Raw genomic sequence first — 16,229 nt, forward strand, 5'->3', positions numbered from 1 at the left:
TTCCTTTATCTATAATTATTGTCCTAACTATTCATGGGAATAAAAAGTCTAAAGTATCTTGATTTCAAGTCTTCCCGTAAAGGGGGCGATTGTTCAATAAGAGCAATCGCTTTTTCGCTTATAGGTATTATTGTTGAATACTCAGCTTCGGGATAAATACGTCTATTGAATTGAAATTAGTAAAAGGATTGCTATTATTTACGTTGAATTTATAGAATTAGGGCAATAGCATTAGGATGAAGAAATATTCAGAAATTCTTTGAACGTCTTTAAAATGAGATTAAGGAGAATGATGTAATGAAATCAGTTGAAAAGAAAAGGAAGGTACAAAAAAAGTATCGAGAAGAATTAAGAAAGAAGAAAGAAGATGAACAATCCACCTTTTCAGTTGTTATAATTATTTCCATTTTCGTTATATTTATGGTCCTTAACGCTTATATTAAAAGCTTTTAATATTAAATTTAGTTAAATGAATACTGGGTAAAAAAATAGATTATCTTGAATTCAAGTCTTTACTTAAAGGGGGCGATTGTTCAATAGGGGGGATATATAACTTTATTGATAGAACGTTCGAGCAGAGATAGTGAGTCATTTTTGGTTGTGTAATGTTTTGAGCAAAGGTTCAGAAGGGGTGATGAAATGGGGTTTGATTTAGATAGAGCAGGTTTTGGAATGAGGTTGTTTGCTGGTGTGTTAGATACATTAGTTATTGTTATTCCAATCGGAGTTTTTGTTTATCTTTATACAGGTACACCGTCACTAAATTGGACACAAGGTGTCACTTGGAACGTCTTGTATATCATTTATTCCATCATCCTTCCTGTAATCTGGGGAGGCTACAACGCAGGAAAAAGGTTAGTAAACATAAGGATAAATAAAGCTAATGGTAAGGAATTAAATATAGCGGATATGTTTTTTAGAGAATTCATCGGCAAGTTTCTAATAGGGTATTTAACTGTTGGTTTATCCACGCTGGTGAGTGCGTTAATGATTGTAATTCGCAAAGATAAAAAAGCAATTCACGATTTTGTAGCTGGAACTTTTGTTTCAAATGAAGTATGAATTTTTCCTGAGTTTATCTTGAAATCAAGTCTTTCGCTAATGGGGGCGTTTATCCAATACAGGGTGTTATCTCTCAGATATGGATAGCAAGAAAATCTCTATCTACCATCTTGGAATAAACCATAAATCGAAATTCATAATTAGTGCGCTGTAGAGGTTCCATAATGAATGAAGAATTAATCCAGGTATTATGGATTTAGTCCTAACATATAGGGTACCAAGCAAAAGTCCAAAGACCCCTGCGGAAAAAGGGGAAAACGGATGGTTCATAGAAAATATAATCATTTGTAAGACAACAGCTACCCAAATGTTCACCCATTTATTGAAGAAAGTAATCAAGAATACACGGTAAAAAAACTCTTCAATAATAGGGACTATCAACACTCTTGCTATTGCATATAAAGAAAACCCCAGAACTGGATATTGAAAGTGCGTGATGTATGGGATTTCCAAATTGTAAAATATACGCCAACTGTTTGAAATTAGTATGCCATAATCATATGTGATTTTCATAATCAGATATTGAAAAAGAAAGAATCCAGTTATGTAAACCCAGGTCATCTTCAATGCTAATGGAGATAAGACAAATGAATTTATAAACATCTTACGAATAACAGGAAACGATATTGTAATCAACAATGGGATAAGTGCGATGATTATTTCCTTTAAATAGGTACTATATTGATACGCAGGAGAAGTATCAATTCCTACTAATTCGGTTACTGTGTAAAAGGAAACCACTGTCACTATGCCATACAAAAACATAAATAAGCTTCTTTTATCTTTTAATTTTTCCATATAATCACCTCATTAAAATGTTATACGTCTTCATGAGGTATTGGTTTCAAAAATATGGAAAAATTTATTTTGTGAATTAACTTAAAAATTAAATCTACTAGACTTTTTAAAAACCTGAAAATTTTGAACTGATGTCTCGAATCCGAGTCTTAAAGAAAAGGGGGCGCGCGACAAGTTCTGCTATAAGCGCTTTTCAGCGTGAAAGGCAGGAAGTTTATTTGATTAAATTTTAACTGTACAACGGAGGATGGGAATGAAGGATCCATGTTTCCTGAAACCATCCCGTCAACACTTCTGCATGCGTTAAGACGGACAGGTCTTAGGGTGTGAAGCACAGGTAGATTGGGCAGAACGAAGGCTGAAGCCATTAGGTATGCTGACGGATATGCCCCACGGCTGAAAAACTAGATAGGATGAGAATCGTTCTTTGAGATAGGAACTGACGAACTTCCGAAGGTAAGGGTCTAAAGTTTCGAACGTAAGGAAACTTACGTGGTCATCTTACGATGACGTGAGTGGTGTGGAGTAAAACTGCCCCCTCTGAAAGACGCTATACCGAACGATGGCGGTATCGAGCTCACAGGCTTAAAGGAAGCATCTACGTTTAGTATGGATAGCTACGTTGTATGGTACTTGGAAAGCAAGGGACGTTGAATCAAGGGCTGTCACCCGAAACGGTTGCTATAAAGTTATGCTGAAAAGCATTTATCCTTGTGAAGGTAGGGGAATGACTGGTGAAACTTCTGTAATGGAAGTGGAGGAATAGCCCCAAGTCTAGAGTATGAAACGATTATTTTCCTAACGTGAATGGCACCGATCGGGTAGGAACGTGGGAACATCACTCCAAAGGAGGGATGCCACAGTGTCAACGCTGCGAAACTGGGATTATTATAATATGACGGAGACCTTTACGGATCTTCATGAAAAAGCGAGTCAGGGAAATACGTTCTCTCATTTATATGAAACCATCATATCGAGAGAAAACATCCTGCTCGCTTTTCGCATGATTAAAACCAATAAAGGTTCTAGAACACCAGGAACCGATGGGAAAACCATCGATGACATGAAAGAGCTCTCCGAAAATGATCTGGTAAATGAAGTCCGAAGTAAACTTCAAAACTATCACCCGAAGAAAGTTCGAAGAGAATGGATTGAAAAAGAGAACGGAAAATGGAGACCCCTTGGGATTCCATGTATCTTGGATCGAGTGATCCAACAATGCTTCAAACAAGTTCTCGAACCGATTGTAGAATCTCAATTCTTCAAACATAGCTACGGTTTCAGACCTCTCCGGTCTGCTCATCATGCTATGGCAAGAATACAGTTTCTGATTAACCATAGTCAACTTCATTACGTGGTTGATGTAGATATTAAAAGCTTCTTTGATAACGTAAATCATCGTCTATTAAAGAAGCAACTCTGGAATATTGGCATCCAAGACCGAAAGGTACTGGCATGTATTTCTAAAATGATTACATCAGAAATTGATGGTGAAGGTGTGCCCGATAAGGGTTCGCCACAAGGTGGAATTTTATCTCCCCTTCTTTCGAATGTTGTCTTAAATGATCTAGACCAATGGGTTGCCGACCAGTGGGAAGTATTTCCCCTGACGAAATCCTACAGTTCAGATGATGCCAGAAGGCGAGCGAGAAAACAAACGAATTTGAAACAAGGATATCTGGTCCGGTATGCGGATGATTTTAAAATTCTATGTCGGGATGGAAAGACAGCGCAAAGGTGGTACCATGCGGTACGTCTGTACCTCAAAGAGCGTTTGAAACTGGATATCTCACCAGAGAAATCTCAAATTGTAAACTTAAGAAAACGAGAATCGGAGTTCTTAGGGTTCACCATTCGTGCGAATAAAAAGGGTAAGAAACGAGTGGCCCATACTGGGGTCGTTACTTCAAAAAGCGAGAAAATCAAACAGGAAGCGAAGAAACTCATTCGAAGAATGAAAGCTTCGCCTTCTACTGAGAATATTAATCGTTATAATAGCTTTGTTCTAGGACTTCACCAATACTTTAAGCGAGCGACTCATGTAAGTCTCGTGTTTTCACGTCTTGCTTACGATCTAAAACCATTTCTAGTGAACCGTCTTCGACCGGTTGGAAAGCTAGAACATCCTTTTAAGCCACCTCCTTTCTATAGGAAGACCTTTAGCTTAGGAACGAAAACGATCAATATCAATGATACGTATCTATTCCCCATTGGCAATGTGAAAACATTCCATGCGATGAGCTTCAGTTCAAAGCTTTCGCTTTACACAAAGAAGGGTAGGGAACAGATACACAAAAGTCTCCGCCCGGATATCCAGAAAGAAATTGGACATTTAATGAAGTCTTCTCTACCGAAACGAAGTATTGAATATCTGGATAATCGTATTAGTCGATATAGTATGAAGATGGGAAGATGCGAAATTACAGGCAAATACCTCCATGCACAAGACGTTCACTGTCACCATTACGTGCCAAAGAACCAAGGAGGGTCCGATCAATTTCAGAATCTCCGTATTCTTCATAAGGATATCCATCGACTTATCCATATGAAAGATATAGAGAAGATAAAGGTTTATCTTGAACGATTACCACAGAATCGATTGATCTTAGACAAAATCAATCAATACCGAAAGGTATGTGGGGTGGAAGGGATCGTTGCATCCAGTCTCGAAGAGTAACATAGGAACTTATAATGTAGTACATACCTTTAGATGGAACGCCGAATGCTGGGAAACTAGCACGTTCGGTGTGGAGCAGGGGAAAAGCCAGAGATAATCTCAAACGCTTACCTATTGCTAACTTTAGTTTAATAAGCAAATATATATAAAGAGGACTTCCATAAAATTGAAAGTCCTCTTTTGTAGGTAATATCAACACTAAACTTTAACAGAGCCTTTTTATTAGAAATTGATCACGTGGTCACACAAATGGTCACACAATGGAAAATAGTCACTAAAAGTGAGAATACTAAAACCTAAATATTGCAGTGTTTTAGCTTAATTATTATGCTTAATCAAAGAATAGTAAATGTGATTAAAAAGGTAACCGCAGACGAGTCATGTGGAGTGTGTGACTTGGCTTGAGAAAACAGATAAGTAAGTCTTAATAGATATTCTTCTTGGGAGGTGCTTGAATGGAAGCGAACAAAAAGTGGTTAGCCATACCTGAAGAACATAGAAAAAAACTTATAGCAAACGTTTTTTGCCGCTCCTGTATGGATGCAGTCACCATCACAGATTTTATCATCACGGATCATCCTATGGGTGTGATGCTGGAGGGGAAATGCAAAAACTGTGGAAGTAAGGTAGTAAGAGTAGTGGAAATGGATGAATAAGGAAAAGTAGGGGAATGCACCTGCTTTTTTTATTTGAATTTGAAACTTGCTCTTTGAGTTGGAAGCGATATCCTCATGATTCTAAAAGAAATTCGTGTTAACGTAATATTATAAGAAGAATGAGAGCCCATAATTAAGGGTATAGATAAAGGTATAGATAAAGGAACTCATGGCCTGAATCATGACACAAATGAACATTTACATTCACTAGGAGGGGGATTTTTCATGGCTGATGAAAATGTAAGCAAAAATTTAATGGATGCTGCGTTTAAAAAGAAAGAGTCAGAAGAAGAACAAAAAGTAAAAGAAGAAGACAAAGCCACGGAAGGTGATATCATTACTTTCCAAAAAGATGGCCAACAGATGGAGGCTGTCGTAACTTCTGCTAGATTACAAAACTCTGTTGTTTGCGACATGACTATTATGGATGACTTCCACGAGCGCAATTTAGAATTCGAAAAAACCGTTGTTGCTCATAAAAACTACAGCATTAAAGAACGCCGCGACAGGTAAGTTAAACAATAATAATATATAAAAAAGAGCATCGCGCTTATCAAGTGTGATGCTTTTTCTTTAGTATGAGAAGGATTTGTTCTTCATCTAGGAAGCGCCGAAACCTTCCCACTGCTTAAAAAAAATCCCCCCACCGAATGCCATTACGGCAACTCGATGTGGGGCTTTTTTCAATTATGCGTTATGATACGCCAAAGAATCTTTATTTGCTTTCAAATCAAAACGATCCGCATTCATAACCTTCACCCATGCATTTACGAAGTCACGCACAAATTTCTCTTGGTTATCATCCTGTGCATAAACTTCCCCGTAGGAACGCAGGATAGAGTTTGAACCGAAGACAAGGTCAACACGTGTGGCTGTGCGCACGAGCTCTCCTGTTTGGCGGTCGCGTCCTTCATAGGTGTTGAATTCGGTTGGCTGCCATTCAATTCCCATGTCGAGCAGATTAACGAAGAAGTCGTTCGTAAGTGTGCCGACACGGTCGGTGAATACGCCGTGTTCCGTGTCGTTGTAGTTTGCGCCAAGTACGCGCATACCGCCGACAAGTACGGTCATTTCTGGTGCAGAGAGTCCTAATAAGTGAGATTTGTCTACTAGTAGTTCCTCTGGACTCCACGCGTATTTTTTCTTCTCATAGTTACGGAATCCATCGGCCATCGGCTCAAGTACTTCAAAGCTTTCTTCATCTGTCTGTTCTTGAGTAGCATCGCCGCGTCCAGGCGCAAATGGTACGGTTACGTTCACACCTGCATCCTTGGCTGCTTTTTCGATGGCTGCACTACCGCCAAGTACAATCAAATCAGCAAGGCTTACGTTTTTATCGAGATCATTTTGAATGTCTTGATAAACAGAGATGACGTTGGCCAGCTGCTCCGGTTCGTTTACGTCCCAGTCTTTCTGAGGGGCTAGACGGATGCGGGCACCATTCGCGCCGCCGCGCATGTCGGATTTACGGAATGTGCTGGCAGAAGCCCATGCTGTTTTCACGAGCTCGGTTACAGTCAGTCCAGAGCTTAGAATTTTCTCCTTCAGGTCAGCGATTTCAGCGTCCGTTAAGGTGTAATTCACATCTGGAACTGGATCCTGCCATACTAAATCTTCATCTGGAACTTCAGGGCCGAGGTATCTCGCTTTAGGTCCCATGTCGCGGTGAAGCAGTTTGAACCAGGCACGAGCGAATTTATCGGCGAATTCATCCGGATTTTCATGGAAATGGCGTGAAATTTTTTCATAAGTTGGATCTTCACGCAGCGCCATATCCGCTGTTGTCATAAAGGTAGGTACGCGCTCAGAGGAATCCTCTGCATCAGGAGCAAGATCCTCTTCTTTAGGGTTAACGGGCGCCCATTGGTTGGCACCTGCTCGACTCTTCGTAAGTTCCCACTCGTAGCCGAATAATAGATCATAGTAACCGTTGTCCCATACGGTCGGGTTAGGGGTCCAGGCACCATCTACGCCACTCGTGATCGTGTCACGGCCTTTCCCGCTGCCATGAGTGCTTTGCCAGCCTAATCCCTGGTCTTCAATATCAGCGGCTTCCGGTGCTGCGCCTACATTGGCTTCCGCATCGCCAGCTCCGTGAGCTTTACCAAAGGTGTGACCACCCGCGATGAGGGCAACGGTTTCCTCATCATTCATTCCCATACGTGCAAAGGTTTCACGGATATCGCGGCCACTTGCTAGTGGATCCGGATTACCATTCGGTCCTTCAGGGTTTACATAGATAAGACCCATTTGAACGGCTGCAAGCGGATTTTCAAGCTCGCGGTCGCCTGAGTAACGGTTGTCACCAAGCCATTCTTTTTCATTACCCCAGTAGATATCCTCTTCAGGGTGCCAAACGTCTTCACGGCCACCGCCGAAGCCAAAGGTTTTCAAGCCCATGGATTCAAGCGCCACATTACCGGTAAGAACGAGTAAGTCGGCCCATGAAATCTTATTTCCGTATTTTTGTTTAATCGGCCATAGAAGGCGACGTGCTTTATCCAAGTTCGCATTATCTGGCCAGCTGTTAAGCGGTGCAAAACGCTGAGAGCCTGTAGCTCCGCCGCCGCGTCCATCACCTGTACGATACGTACCGGCTGCGTGCCATGACATACGGATGAAAAGCGGGCCGTAGTGTCCATAGTCAGCAGGCCACCAGTCCTGGCTGGTTGTCATAAGCTCTTCAAGATCCTGTTTCAAAGCATCATAATCCAACTTTTTAAATTCTTCGGCATAATCAAAGTCCTCACCCATAGGGTTGGTCTTCTTATCGTGCTGATTTAATATGTGCAGATTCAGCTGGTTGGGCCACCAATCTTTATTGGTCGTACCAACTTTGGTAGTCGTAACAGCATTCTCTTCCTCTGTTTTTCCGTGCATAACCGGACACTTCTCGGGCTGATTGTTATTCATTTCATTTTTATCCATGTATAAATTCTCCCTTCTTATGTTGGAAAAACTAATTATAATCTATCTTAGATTATAATTATAATAAATTACTAACTAAATTGAAAGCGAGATGCATAGATTACGAAAAGATTATTTTCAATTAGACTAAAAAAACCGAGGGTCGAATACAGCAGAATAACCACAAACTGAAGTTTATCATGGGGGAGTAGAGATTCTCTCAACTCTTATTTTAACAAATTTACTGAATTGAAAGTAGATTTTATCGTTTTTAAATAGATAAGATTTTTTAACGTATTTAAAATGAAGGGCTGAAACATCTATAGTGATTTCATTAAAGGTTACTTTTAAACGTCACATAAAAAAGCCTTGAAAGATCAAACTAAGCTTGTTCGATTATTTAAAATAGGAGTGAATGAATATGAGCAAAAAATCCAAGTCCAAACGTAATATTCAAAAAGGAAGAGATGCTGTCCAGCCGAGTACGGGAGAAGAAAGAATCACGATAAACAAAACGATTAAACAGATGGACGAACGCATCAAATAGAGGGTCATGCAGCATACGATGAAAAGACGGAAACCAGACATGGCTTCCGTCTTTATTAACGGTTTACATATTTGTAAGTTTTATTATTTAGAAAAGGTATAGAATGATTCTAAGAATTGCCAAGTTCCGATCATGTAAGAGTCTTAAACTCAAATCCTATATGGAAAAAAATAAAAATGATATACTTGCCGAAGAACTATACAACAGGGGGTATGTAGCATGTCTAAAGAAATGTGGGATCAAAGATTTTCCGAGCCCAATTACGCGTATGGAAAGCAGCCCAATGCTTTTATTAAAGATATGAGTGAGCGGCTTCCTAAGGATAGCAAAATCGGATGTTTTGCTGAGGGAGAAGGGCGCAATGGTGTGTACTTAGCGAAAAGGGGACATGACGTAACGGTTCTGGATCAATCCGATCAAGGTCTGAACAAAGCTAAGCAGTTAGCAAAGGAGGAAGATGTCAGCATTGAAACAATTCAAGGCGACTTAACCAAAATGGAAATGGAACCTGAGCAATTTGATGCTGCCATTATGGTATTTGGTCACGTGCCGAAACCGGATCAATCGTTTCTGATGGAACAAATGATCCGGTCTGTAAAACCGGGAGGACATATCCTCTTTGAAGTTTATTCTGAAAACCAATTAGCCTATGGAACAGGCGGACCCAAATCAACGGAGATGCTATATGCCGCAGAAGATGTCCTTAGTTGGATCAAGGATTATAAATGTCTTCATTTTTATTACGGAGAGGCTGAACGGAACGAAGGGGAGCGGCATAACGGCGTCGGTCATGTGATACAAGGCTTGATCCAAAAATAAATGAACTTAAGTAATGAAGATAAGAACTCAATAGGTTCATTCGTTTATTCATCGCGCAGCAAAACGCGTGGCACAAAGCGAATATAGATCAGTTCGCTAAGTAGTTCTACGATGGTTTGGGTAATGATCACAGCCGCCACCATACTCCCTATCTCTGGTAATGAAAAGGCGAGGGGAAGCACAACTAAAGAGTTCCTGGTAGAGCTGCTGAAAATAAGGGTGCGACCTGATTTCGTATCTAATTTAAACCAATTCGCTGCGAACTTAGACAGGAAGGGCATAATGATCATGAAAGCCACGTAAAGAGGGATAACTTTCACAACATCGTCTGCATAGGCCGGTAATTTTGGTAATTGAGAAGCCGCAACTGCAAAAAGCGTGAAAGCCATAAACGGAACAGGAAGCCAGGCTGAACCATTTAAAATCTTTGCCCCTATGCGGTATCTCTTAGCTGCCAATTGGAAACAGACTGCGGTGATAAGAGGAATGAAAATGAGTCCAAAAAAGGCTTGCAGGAAGGGGGAAGGATCTACGATTCCTGCTGCGTCCCTTCCCATAAACATCCATAAGTAAAAAGGTAAAAGCAATAGCTGTATGACCAGTAAAATGGGAGTAGAAGCTAACATGAGCCTCTCATCACCCTTTCCTAGCGCAGTGAAAACAATGACATAGTCAATGCACGGCGTTAACAACACGAGATAAAATCCTATTAACAGTTCAGGAGTTTGCGGTAAAAACCGGGCCAGCAGCCAGACCACGATCGGTACCATGATAAAATTGGTCGTTAATAGAGCTTTGAGAAACTTTTTATCGCCTAGTGATTCTTTCAGGGAAGTAAGCGGAATTTGAGAAAACATACTATAGAGCAGTAAAGCTATAACAATCGAAATAATCGATTCCAGACTTTCTGCGGACCGTGGCATAAGGAAACCGAAACCTGCCGCTGCGATCAGGAAAATAAAATAAATCCAAATTTGGTTGTCCTCAAGTTTTTCTCTAGAAAGCAGAGGAATTCTCCTCTCTTCATTTATTAGGTTTGCTTAAAAGTAAAAATCAACACGGAGGTCGAGCAAAATCTCCGTGTTGATTTTTTATCTGCACCGGTAATAATTAGTACTCCCCAAACGCTTCTGGAAGCATCTTAAATCCATCAATCTCTGCATCTTCTTCTACTTCAATCATAATGCAGCGTTTCCCTTTATAGTTAACCTGTCTCACATATTCCAGATCCTGAGGGCTGATGGAAATGTTAGCGATCTTTGTGTTGATCTTGATTGATTTGGTTTTATATTTAGACACAATGCTGCTTGCCTTCAGCTCATACGTTTCGTTATCCGTGACACGCTGAAATGCGGTTTTTACTTTTTCAGAGTCGACCTTTTCTCCGCTCTGATTCAGCACGCGCTCCACGTCCTTGTAATCGAGTCTTGGCGGCTCATCCTCTTCGTTTTCCTCCACGACACGGTTGATTTCCCCGTACACACTGGCGAGAGTGGAAGGGTTAAGCTGGTCGCCGACGACATCTTTAATAACTTCCTCGAAAACCGCCTTATCTTCTTTCGCTGTCATGATTTCTTCGCCGTTTAAGACGTCTTCAATGAAGCGGTAGTCTGGTTCATTAGCTTTACCAGAAGCGTAAAGAACGTGGTTCACATCAGAAGCCCCGTCTGTGATGGTTGGAAAAAGAAACCCGGTCATCGGGTTCTTGAGGTCAATCACAGGATCTACCTCAATTTTATACTTGAATTCTTTCTCCACGTAGTCGAATTGGATCTCTTTTTTAGGTTCCTGCGTCTGATTGACACTGCAGAGAATAAAGGAATTGGAATAAACCGCGTCCCGTTCACTTTCTTCTGCTTCGTCATTTCGGCGCTTTGCAGGCTTTAAGTACTCGGCGCGGATGAAAGTGATGACGACATCCTTTTCATAAGGATTGTCCCGAATCATCTTTTCGGTCATCGTAAGCATCTGTTCCTTCCAGTCCTCGAGGTTCGTGCTCAATAGCCCTTTATGTAAAATAAGCTGACTATGGTCTTCGGCTTCGCGCACGAATTTCAGTTCAAATAATTTTTCATCCAGCTGCCCGGTCAGTACCTTTTTGAAATTATTTATAAACAGCTCCTGCTGGTCCTGGTCGAGCATTTCAAACGGCTGGCTCTGGTGATGATAAATATCGGTCGTTTCCTTCATAATATATACGTTAAAAATATCTGAGATTTTCATCAGATCGTTATCCACTTTGAACTGTCTGCGGATATCTGCAATATCTTTTTTGTCCATCTATCGTCCACTCCTAAGCTTATAATCCTTCTCTATTATTCTAACATAGGGACCGTGAAAGGAATCACGCAGACGTTAGAATTTGTAGAGGGGCAGATTGATGTATGAAGAGCTTTTGAGGTGGAAAAAGGAAAAGACTCCTCCAAATGGAGAAGTCTTTTTATAACATTAGTTAGCCTGGTTAGGACGATGTGATTTTCTAGCGCGTTTAGCTTCCTCTTTGTGGGTTCGATTGGCTTCTGCGCTGCCGAATCCTTCTGCAAATTCTGTGTCAGCTTTCTTCGGATCAAATCCATTTTTATGCTTTTGCTCTGGATCGTTCTTCTTGGTTCTCTTCGCCATGAGTATCGCCTCCTTTTCGGATTTAGTATAAGATGCTGTGCAGAATTTATACGAACTAAGGAGTTCAGTTTGGATAGCGCAATGGAGGAAGCTGACAGCCCAATTGAGGAAGCTAACGACGCAATTACGATATCTCCAGCGCAATTGCAGGTAAGTTTAGCAGGCTACGCCCCGATTCCGCTCGTGCATGACCCAATCCTGGCATCAATACGATGATGAAAGAGAAAAAGTTACCCAGCCTCTTTTCATTATTTTCACTCCTTAGAGGTAGAATCCCACTCCTATAAGAGATATAATGTAAAAAGGATATTGGGTGCGCGAGTACTCAATCGGTTGATAGGAATAGATGGAAGAAGGGGCTCTCTCCCTTCTTCCATCTATTTTTCTTTGTAGCAAGGATAGAAAGGAGGGACGTACCTATGACGAAGGACTTCTTTGAATTCATGGAAGAAACCACGGGTGTGCGTTTGAATGACGTGCAGAGACAAGCGGTTCTACACACGGATGGGCCATTGCTCCTGCTTGCGTCCCCGGGTTCAGGGAAAACCACCACACTTAATATGAAAATTGGCTATTTATTACTGGAGAAAAAGGTGAGAGCGGACAGGATTATGGCGATCACATTCAGTAAAGCGTCCGCCGGGGATATGTCAGAACGTTTCGATCGGTTCTTTTCCGGCTTAACGAATGAAAAAGTTCATTTTTCAACCATTCACAGCTTTGCCTTCCAGGTCGTTCGGGAGTATCTGCGTAAGAAAAGTCAGGATTTTCAGCTGATCGAAGGGCAGGTTCCGCAGGATGAATGGAAAAAAGGCTGGGACGGTCCAGAGGTACCCCTGCATAAGAAATTTATTTTGAAAAAGATATATGAGGATACGAACGGCACGCAAATGACGGATGACGAGATGGACGAACTGATGACTTATATCAGCTTTGTAAAAAACCGGATGGCTTCTGGGAAGGAATTGGACAAAATCACCTGCACCGTTAAAAATGCGGTTTCCATCTATCAAGCTTATGAACGCTTCAAGAAAAATCATTCAGCGCAACTGTTACTGGATTTCGACGATATGCTGACGTATTGCTATCAGTATTTATTAGATGATGCCGTCATTTTGTCTAAATATCAGAAGAAATTCGAGTATCTTCTAACCGATGAGAGCCAGGATAATTCCGTGGTTCAGCATGAGATTGTGAAGCTGTTATCCCAGCCGCAAAACAATCTTTGTGTGGTAGCGGATGATGACCAGTCCATCTTTATGTGGCGTGGGTCGGATGTGACGAAACTGCTGCAGTTCGAGAAGGAGTACCCTGGAGCCACGGTGATGACGATGTCGCAGAATTATCGCTCCTCACAGGAGATCGTCCAGGCTTCCAATCAGTTCATTAAGCGTAACCAGAACCGTTATCCAAAGGAAATGTTCACGTCCAATTCATCCGATCAGCCTGTCGCTATCAAGACGATGCATCATTATGAGGATCAGTTGAAGTATGTGACAGAAGAGATAAAAAAGAGTGGAGTGAGCGAGGAAGTCGCTGTCCTCTATCGGAATAACGCTTCTGCGGTGCCGCTTGCGGATAAGCTGGATAAAGCGGGGGTCCACTTTTATATGAAAGATATTGACCCGAAGTTTTTCAAACACTGGATCGTTGAAGATATGCTGAATTTCATGCGCTTTTCTTATAATGACCGCAGAATTGATATCCTCGAAAGAATCCATATGAAATTCAATGCCTATATATCGAAGCGGCAGATCGCCTACTTGAAGAAGATGTCGATAGAAACGTCTATTTTTGACACGCTGCTTGAGAGTGAGCTGCCTTCCTATCAGAAGAAGGCCATTCCAAAAGCGCAGAAGCTTTTCCAATCCATCAACCAAATGCCGCCGGATCAAGCGATTCGAACGATTCGGGAAAAGCTCGGCTATGATCATGCCATTAAAAAAATGTGCGAGAAATTCGGCTTTAATGCGGAGCATCTTTTCGGCATCATCGACACGTTGGAAAAGATCGCAGAAGGACTGGGGACGTTAAAAGATTTCGCCAATCGCTTGAAGGAGCTGGAGCATCTCGTACAAACGTCTAAATTTAATAAGAATAAAAGCAATCTGACGCTCACCACTTTTCACAGTGCTAAAGGGTTGGAGTATGACAAGGTTTATATGATCGACCTCATTAATGGAGTCGTTCCGTCCCAGAATGATATGGAGCGCTACCGTAACAAAGAGTACGGCCCTATGGAAGAAGCGGTACGTTTGTTTTATGTGGGGATGACGCGGGCCAGGACGAACCTGGAACTCCTGACGTATCACTATAAAGGCAGTGAGCGGGTGACAGAGTCGATTTTCGTAACAAACGTGAAAAAGATTGTTCAGCCCGCGGGCGAACCCTCAACCTCTAAGAAGAGTAAGTATGCCGCATCCGATTTATCGGATGAAAGTCTGCTTCAGGTCGACGATATTGATCTTGGGTTAGAGGTCATGCACAGTGCGTTTGGTCCTGGTGTGATTAAAGAGTATGGCGGAGATCAGATTGGGATTCAGTTTGAAGAGGGTGGTTACAAGGAACTGCTTTTAGACGTTTGTTTGAGTAACGGTCTGCTTAAGAAGCTGTAAAAGGAAGGCTCGCTATACAAGGCCGGGAGTTTACCTGAAGAGAGAGGAGCTTTTAAAAAGTTCAGGGTCCATAAACTAATCATTCCTTTTCCCCTTCATCCTTCATAGGATATAAAAAGTGGATGAGAGGGGAGCTACATGTCTCAGCGAGCTCAACGAGGGAATAACCTTCTTTTTATGACAGAACCGGCCGGGCAGACGATTGAAGCAGGGAAGACGGTAGTGGTCACAGAAATGGAAGCTGGTGGAATTCACGTTCAGCCTTTTTACACGATCCGAGTCATTGCGGGAAACCGGATTGTTTCAGAGGGATCTGTAACTCTTAAACTAATTACAAAAATTGATCAGGTTAATTTTTTAGTGCTGGATATACTTATCCTTGATCCAGGTGAACAGCTTACTCGAACTTATCATGCGCCTGGTCTCGATTTGGTCATGAAAGCAGAGGTGCCGGAAGATTCCGGGGTGAATGCGATTGATGTGGCTGTATTTGGTTTCAAATTTTAAGATTTTCGATCCAAATTCATGGGAAGCTGGTCTAATTAGGTAGAGCGGCTTCCTTAATTACAAAAAAGTGCCCTCTACATAAAAAAATTTAAAAATTATGAGACCGAAACGCTCCTCCAAATCGATAATAGATATGGAGGAGTTTTTTTATAGAAAAAGAAAGAGGCGGTACTCATGAATTATTTAAGAGAATTGAATGGATTCTTCGATCAGATTGAGCTGGATGGATTGTCAGCATCAGCGGTAGGATTGTGGTACACGATGATGCAGTTTGCCAATAAATCAGGATGGCGGGAAGAATTTTCGGTCCCTGCATCTGCTCTTCGTCTGAAGTCAGGATTGAAAGATACAGCATTCAAACGGGCGAGGAAAGAGCTGGTTGAAAAAGGCTACATGGAGCACAGGTCCATTGATCGAAACCATGCTCCGTTTTACAAAATGATTTCGCGTGAAAGAAAAGAAGGGAGGGTGAGCATGAGCGGAGGAGCGACCCAGGCAGTGAGCGCAGAAGTGAACCAGCAAGCCAAGGCAACGGACCAAGAACCAGCCCACTTTGGCGACCACCCGGGCGACCAAGAATCAGCCCCTTTATATAAAAGAAAAGAAAAAAGAGAAAACCATGTACTAGTAGATGATGCGGAACCGATTCAATTCTATAAGGAAAACTTTCAAAATCTCACCCCCTATACGATCGAAAGTATTTCAAACTGGTGCGCTGTTCTATCTGAGGATCTGGTCATAGAGTCGATGAAAATGGCATTGATGCAGAATAAAATATTTTTTAAATACTGTGAGGGGATCTTGAGGAAGTGGGAACGGCTCGGTGTGAAGTCTGTGGAAGAAGTGCGTAAGCATGAAGAGGAATGGCGGTTAAAGAGAAAGGGAACACGCGACTTTGAAAAGTATGGCACGTCATTCTTGGAAGAAGACAAAAAATGGGAGGACGAAAGTGATTTTTCAAATAGTAACCCAACAGATAGGCTGTTTCTTTAACCACCAGCCTCTGTTAAAGTTCCAAG

At 41.6% G+C, this 16,229-nt stretch carries 16 protein-coding genes; 11 read left to right on the forward strand and 5 right to left on the reverse strand.

Features of this window, described 5'->3' with window-relative positions; translation table 11 throughout:
* Positions 1–297: 297 nt before the first annotated feature.
* Together HBHAL_RS21690 and HBHAL_RS03385 are read left to right on the forward strand one after the other, a co-directional pair.
* The gene (locus tag HBHAL_RS21690; RefSeq protein WP_014641938.1) at positions 298–453 is read left to right on the forward strand and encodes a hypothetical protein; all 156 of its coding nucleotides are present in this window, start codon (positions 298–300) and stop codon (positions 451–453) included.
* Positions 454–639: 186 nt separating this feature from the next.
* Positions 640–1,062, forward strand: a complete 423-nt coding sequence (locus tag HBHAL_RS03385) for an RDD family protein (RefSeq protein WP_014641939.1) — start codon at positions 640–642, stop codon at positions 1,060–1,062.
* Between the two features lie 102 nt (positions 1,063–1,164).
* Here HBHAL_RS03385 and HBHAL_RS03390 read toward each other — a convergent pair whose 3' ends face one another.
* Positions 1,165–1,860, reverse strand: coding sequence for a CPBP family intramembrane glutamic endopeptidase (locus HBHAL_RS03390; protein ID WP_014641940.1), 696 nt, complete (start codon positions 1,858–1,860; stop codon positions 1,165–1,167).
* 862 nt (positions 1,861–2,722) lie between these two features.
* On the opposite strand from HBHAL_RS03390, the gene ltrA reads away from it, so the two are divergent.
* From ltrA to HBHAL_RS03405, 3 genes are all read left to right on the forward strand, one after another.
* Entirely contained in the window at positions 2,723–4,537 is a 1,815-nt protein-coding gene (ltrA, locus tag HBHAL_RS03395; protein WP_041601139.1) for a group II intron reverse transcriptase/maturase, read from the forward strand.
* 455 nt (positions 4,538–4,992) lie between these two features.
* Positions 4,993–5,193 carry a hypothetical protein gene (locus HBHAL_RS03400; protein WP_014641941.1) on the forward strand — a complete coding sequence of 67 codons (201 nt, stop codon included), beginning with the start codon at positions 4,993–4,995 and terminating at the stop codon, positions 5,191–5,193.
* Between the two features lie 225 nt (positions 5,194–5,418).
* Positions 5,419–5,706: a YkvS family protein gene (locus tag HBHAL_RS03405; protein ID WP_014641942.1), complete on the forward strand. Its 288-nt coding sequence runs from the start codon at positions 5,419–5,421 to the stop codon at positions 5,704–5,706.
* A gap of 174 nt (positions 5,707–5,880) precedes the next feature.
* Here HBHAL_RS03405 and katG read toward each other — a convergent pair whose 3' ends face one another.
* On the reverse strand, positions 5,881–8,121 hold the full coding sequence (gene katG, locus HBHAL_RS03410; protein ID WP_014641943.1) for a catalase/peroxidase HPI: 2,241 nt from the start codon (positions 8,119–8,121) through the stop codon (positions 5,881–5,883).
* A 400-nt stretch (positions 8,122–8,521) separates the two neighbouring features.
* Between katG and HBHAL_RS21920 the strand changes: the two genes are divergently transcribed.
* Both HBHAL_RS21920 and HBHAL_RS03415 read left to right on the forward strand, forming a co-directional pair.
* The gene (locus HBHAL_RS21920; RefSeq protein WP_262983422.1) at positions 8,522–8,647 is read left to right on the forward strand and encodes a hypothetical protein; all 126 of its coding nucleotides are present in this window, start codon (positions 8,522–8,524) and stop codon (positions 8,645–8,647) included.
* A 219-nt stretch (positions 8,648–8,866) separates the two neighbouring features.
* Positions 8,867–9,466, forward strand: a complete 600-nt coding sequence (locus HBHAL_RS03415) for a class I SAM-dependent methyltransferase (RefSeq protein ID WP_014641946.1) — start codon at positions 8,867–8,869, stop codon at positions 9,464–9,466.
* 44 nt (positions 9,467–9,510) lie between these two features.
* Here the strand turns inward: HBHAL_RS03415 and HBHAL_RS03420 are convergent, their stop codons facing one another.
* From HBHAL_RS03420 to HBHAL_RS21695, 3 genes are all read right to left on the reverse strand, one after another.
* On the reverse strand, positions 9,511–10,473 hold the full coding sequence (locus HBHAL_RS03420) for an arsenic resistance protein (protein ID WP_041601182.1): 963 nt from the start codon (positions 10,471–10,473) through the stop codon (positions 9,511–9,513).
* A gap of 103 nt (positions 10,474–10,576) precedes the next feature.
* Positions 10,577–11,746, reverse strand: a complete 1,170-nt coding sequence (locus HBHAL_RS03425) for a DUF4317 domain-containing protein (RefSeq protein ID WP_014641948.1) — start codon at positions 11,744–11,746, stop codon at positions 10,577–10,579.
* Positions 11,747–11,914: 168 nt separating this feature from the next.
* Positions 11,915–12,088, reverse strand: a complete 174-nt coding sequence (locus HBHAL_RS21695) for a hypothetical protein (RefSeq protein ID WP_173380428.1) — start codon at positions 12,086–12,088, stop codon at positions 11,915–11,917.
* Between the two features lie 69 nt (positions 12,089–12,157).
* Between HBHAL_RS21695 and HBHAL_RS21325 the strand changes: the two genes are divergently transcribed.
* From HBHAL_RS21325 to HBHAL_RS03440, 4 genes are all read left to right on the forward strand, one after another.
* Positions 12,158–12,304, forward strand: coding sequence for a hypothetical protein (locus tag HBHAL_RS21325; RefSeq protein ID WP_158512342.1), 147 nt, complete (start codon positions 12,158–12,160; stop codon positions 12,302–12,304).
* Between the two features lie 203 nt (positions 12,305–12,507).
* A complete protein-coding gene (locus tag HBHAL_RS03430; protein ID WP_014641949.1) occupies positions 12,508–14,703 on the forward strand; it encodes an ATP-dependent helicase in 2,196 nt (731 codons plus the stop codon).
* A 138-nt stretch (positions 14,704–14,841) separates the two neighbouring features.
* Complete coding sequence (locus tag HBHAL_RS03435; protein ID WP_014641950.1) at positions 14,842–15,210, forward strand: hypothetical protein; 369 nt, start codon at positions 14,842–14,844, stop codon at positions 15,208–15,210.
* Between the two features lie 174 nt (positions 15,211–15,384).
* Positions 15,385–16,203: a DnaD domain protein gene (locus tag HBHAL_RS03440; protein WP_014641951.1), complete on the forward strand. Its 819-nt coding sequence runs from the start codon at positions 15,385–15,387 to the stop codon at positions 16,201–16,203.
* The last annotated feature ends 26 nt before the right edge of the window (positions 16,204–16,229 follow it).

This window comes from Halobacillus halophilus DSM 2266, assembly GCF_000284515.1.
GTDB lineage: Bacteria > Bacillota > Bacilli > Bacillales > Halobacillaceae > Halobacillus > Halobacillus halophilus.

Excerpts from the sequence above, each read along its gene's own strand:
- katG (WP_014641943.1), bottom strand. The coding sequence starts at position 8,121 with ATGGATAAAAATGAAATGAATAACAATCAGCCCGAGAAGTGTCCGGTT.
- HBHAL_RS21920 (WP_262983422.1), top strand. The coding sequence starts at position 8,522 with ATGAGCAAAAAATCCAAGTCCAAACGTAATATTCAAAAAGGAAGAGAT.
- HBHAL_RS03415 (WP_014641946.1), top strand. The coding sequence starts at position 8,867 with ATGTCTAAAGAAATGTGGGATCAAAGATTTTCCGAGCCCAATTACGCG.
- HBHAL_RS03385 (WP_014641939.1), top strand. The coding sequence starts at position 640 with ATGGGGTTTGATTTAGATAGAGCAGGTTTTGGAATGAGGTTGTTTGCT.
- HBHAL_RS03440 (WP_014641951.1), top strand. The coding sequence starts at position 15,385 with ATGAATTATTTAAGAGAATTGAATGGATTCTTCGATCAGATTGAGCTG.
- HBHAL_RS03425 (WP_014641948.1), bottom strand. The coding sequence starts at position 11,746 with ATGGACAAAAAAGATATTGCAGATATCCGCAGACAGTTCAAAGTGGAT.
- HBHAL_RS03435 (WP_014641950.1), top strand. The coding sequence starts at position 14,842 with ATGTCTCAGCGAGCTCAACGAGGGAATAACCTTCTTTTTATGACAGAA.
- HBHAL_RS21690 (WP_014641938.1), top strand. The coding sequence starts at position 298 with ATGAAATCAGTTGAAAAGAAAAGGAAGGTACAAAAAAAGTATCGAGAA.
- HBHAL_RS03430 (WP_014641949.1), top strand. The coding sequence starts at position 12,508 with ATGACGAAGGACTTCTTTGAATTCATGGAAGAAACCACGGGTGTGCGT.
- HBHAL_RS03390 (WP_014641940.1), bottom strand. The coding sequence starts at position 1,860 with ATGGAAAAATTAAAAGATAAAAGAAGCTTATTTATGTTTTTGTATGGC.
- HBHAL_RS21695 (WP_173380428.1), bottom strand. The coding sequence starts at position 12,088 with ATGGCGAAGAGAACCAAGAAGAACGATCCAGAGCAAAAGCATAAAAAT.
- HBHAL_RS03405 (WP_014641942.1), top strand. The coding sequence starts at position 5,419 with ATGGCTGATGAAAATGTAAGCAAAAATTTAATGGATGCTGCGTTTAAA.
- HBHAL_RS03400 (WP_014641941.1), top strand. The coding sequence starts at position 4,993 with ATGGAAGCGAACAAAAAGTGGTTAGCCATACCTGAAGAACATAGAAAA.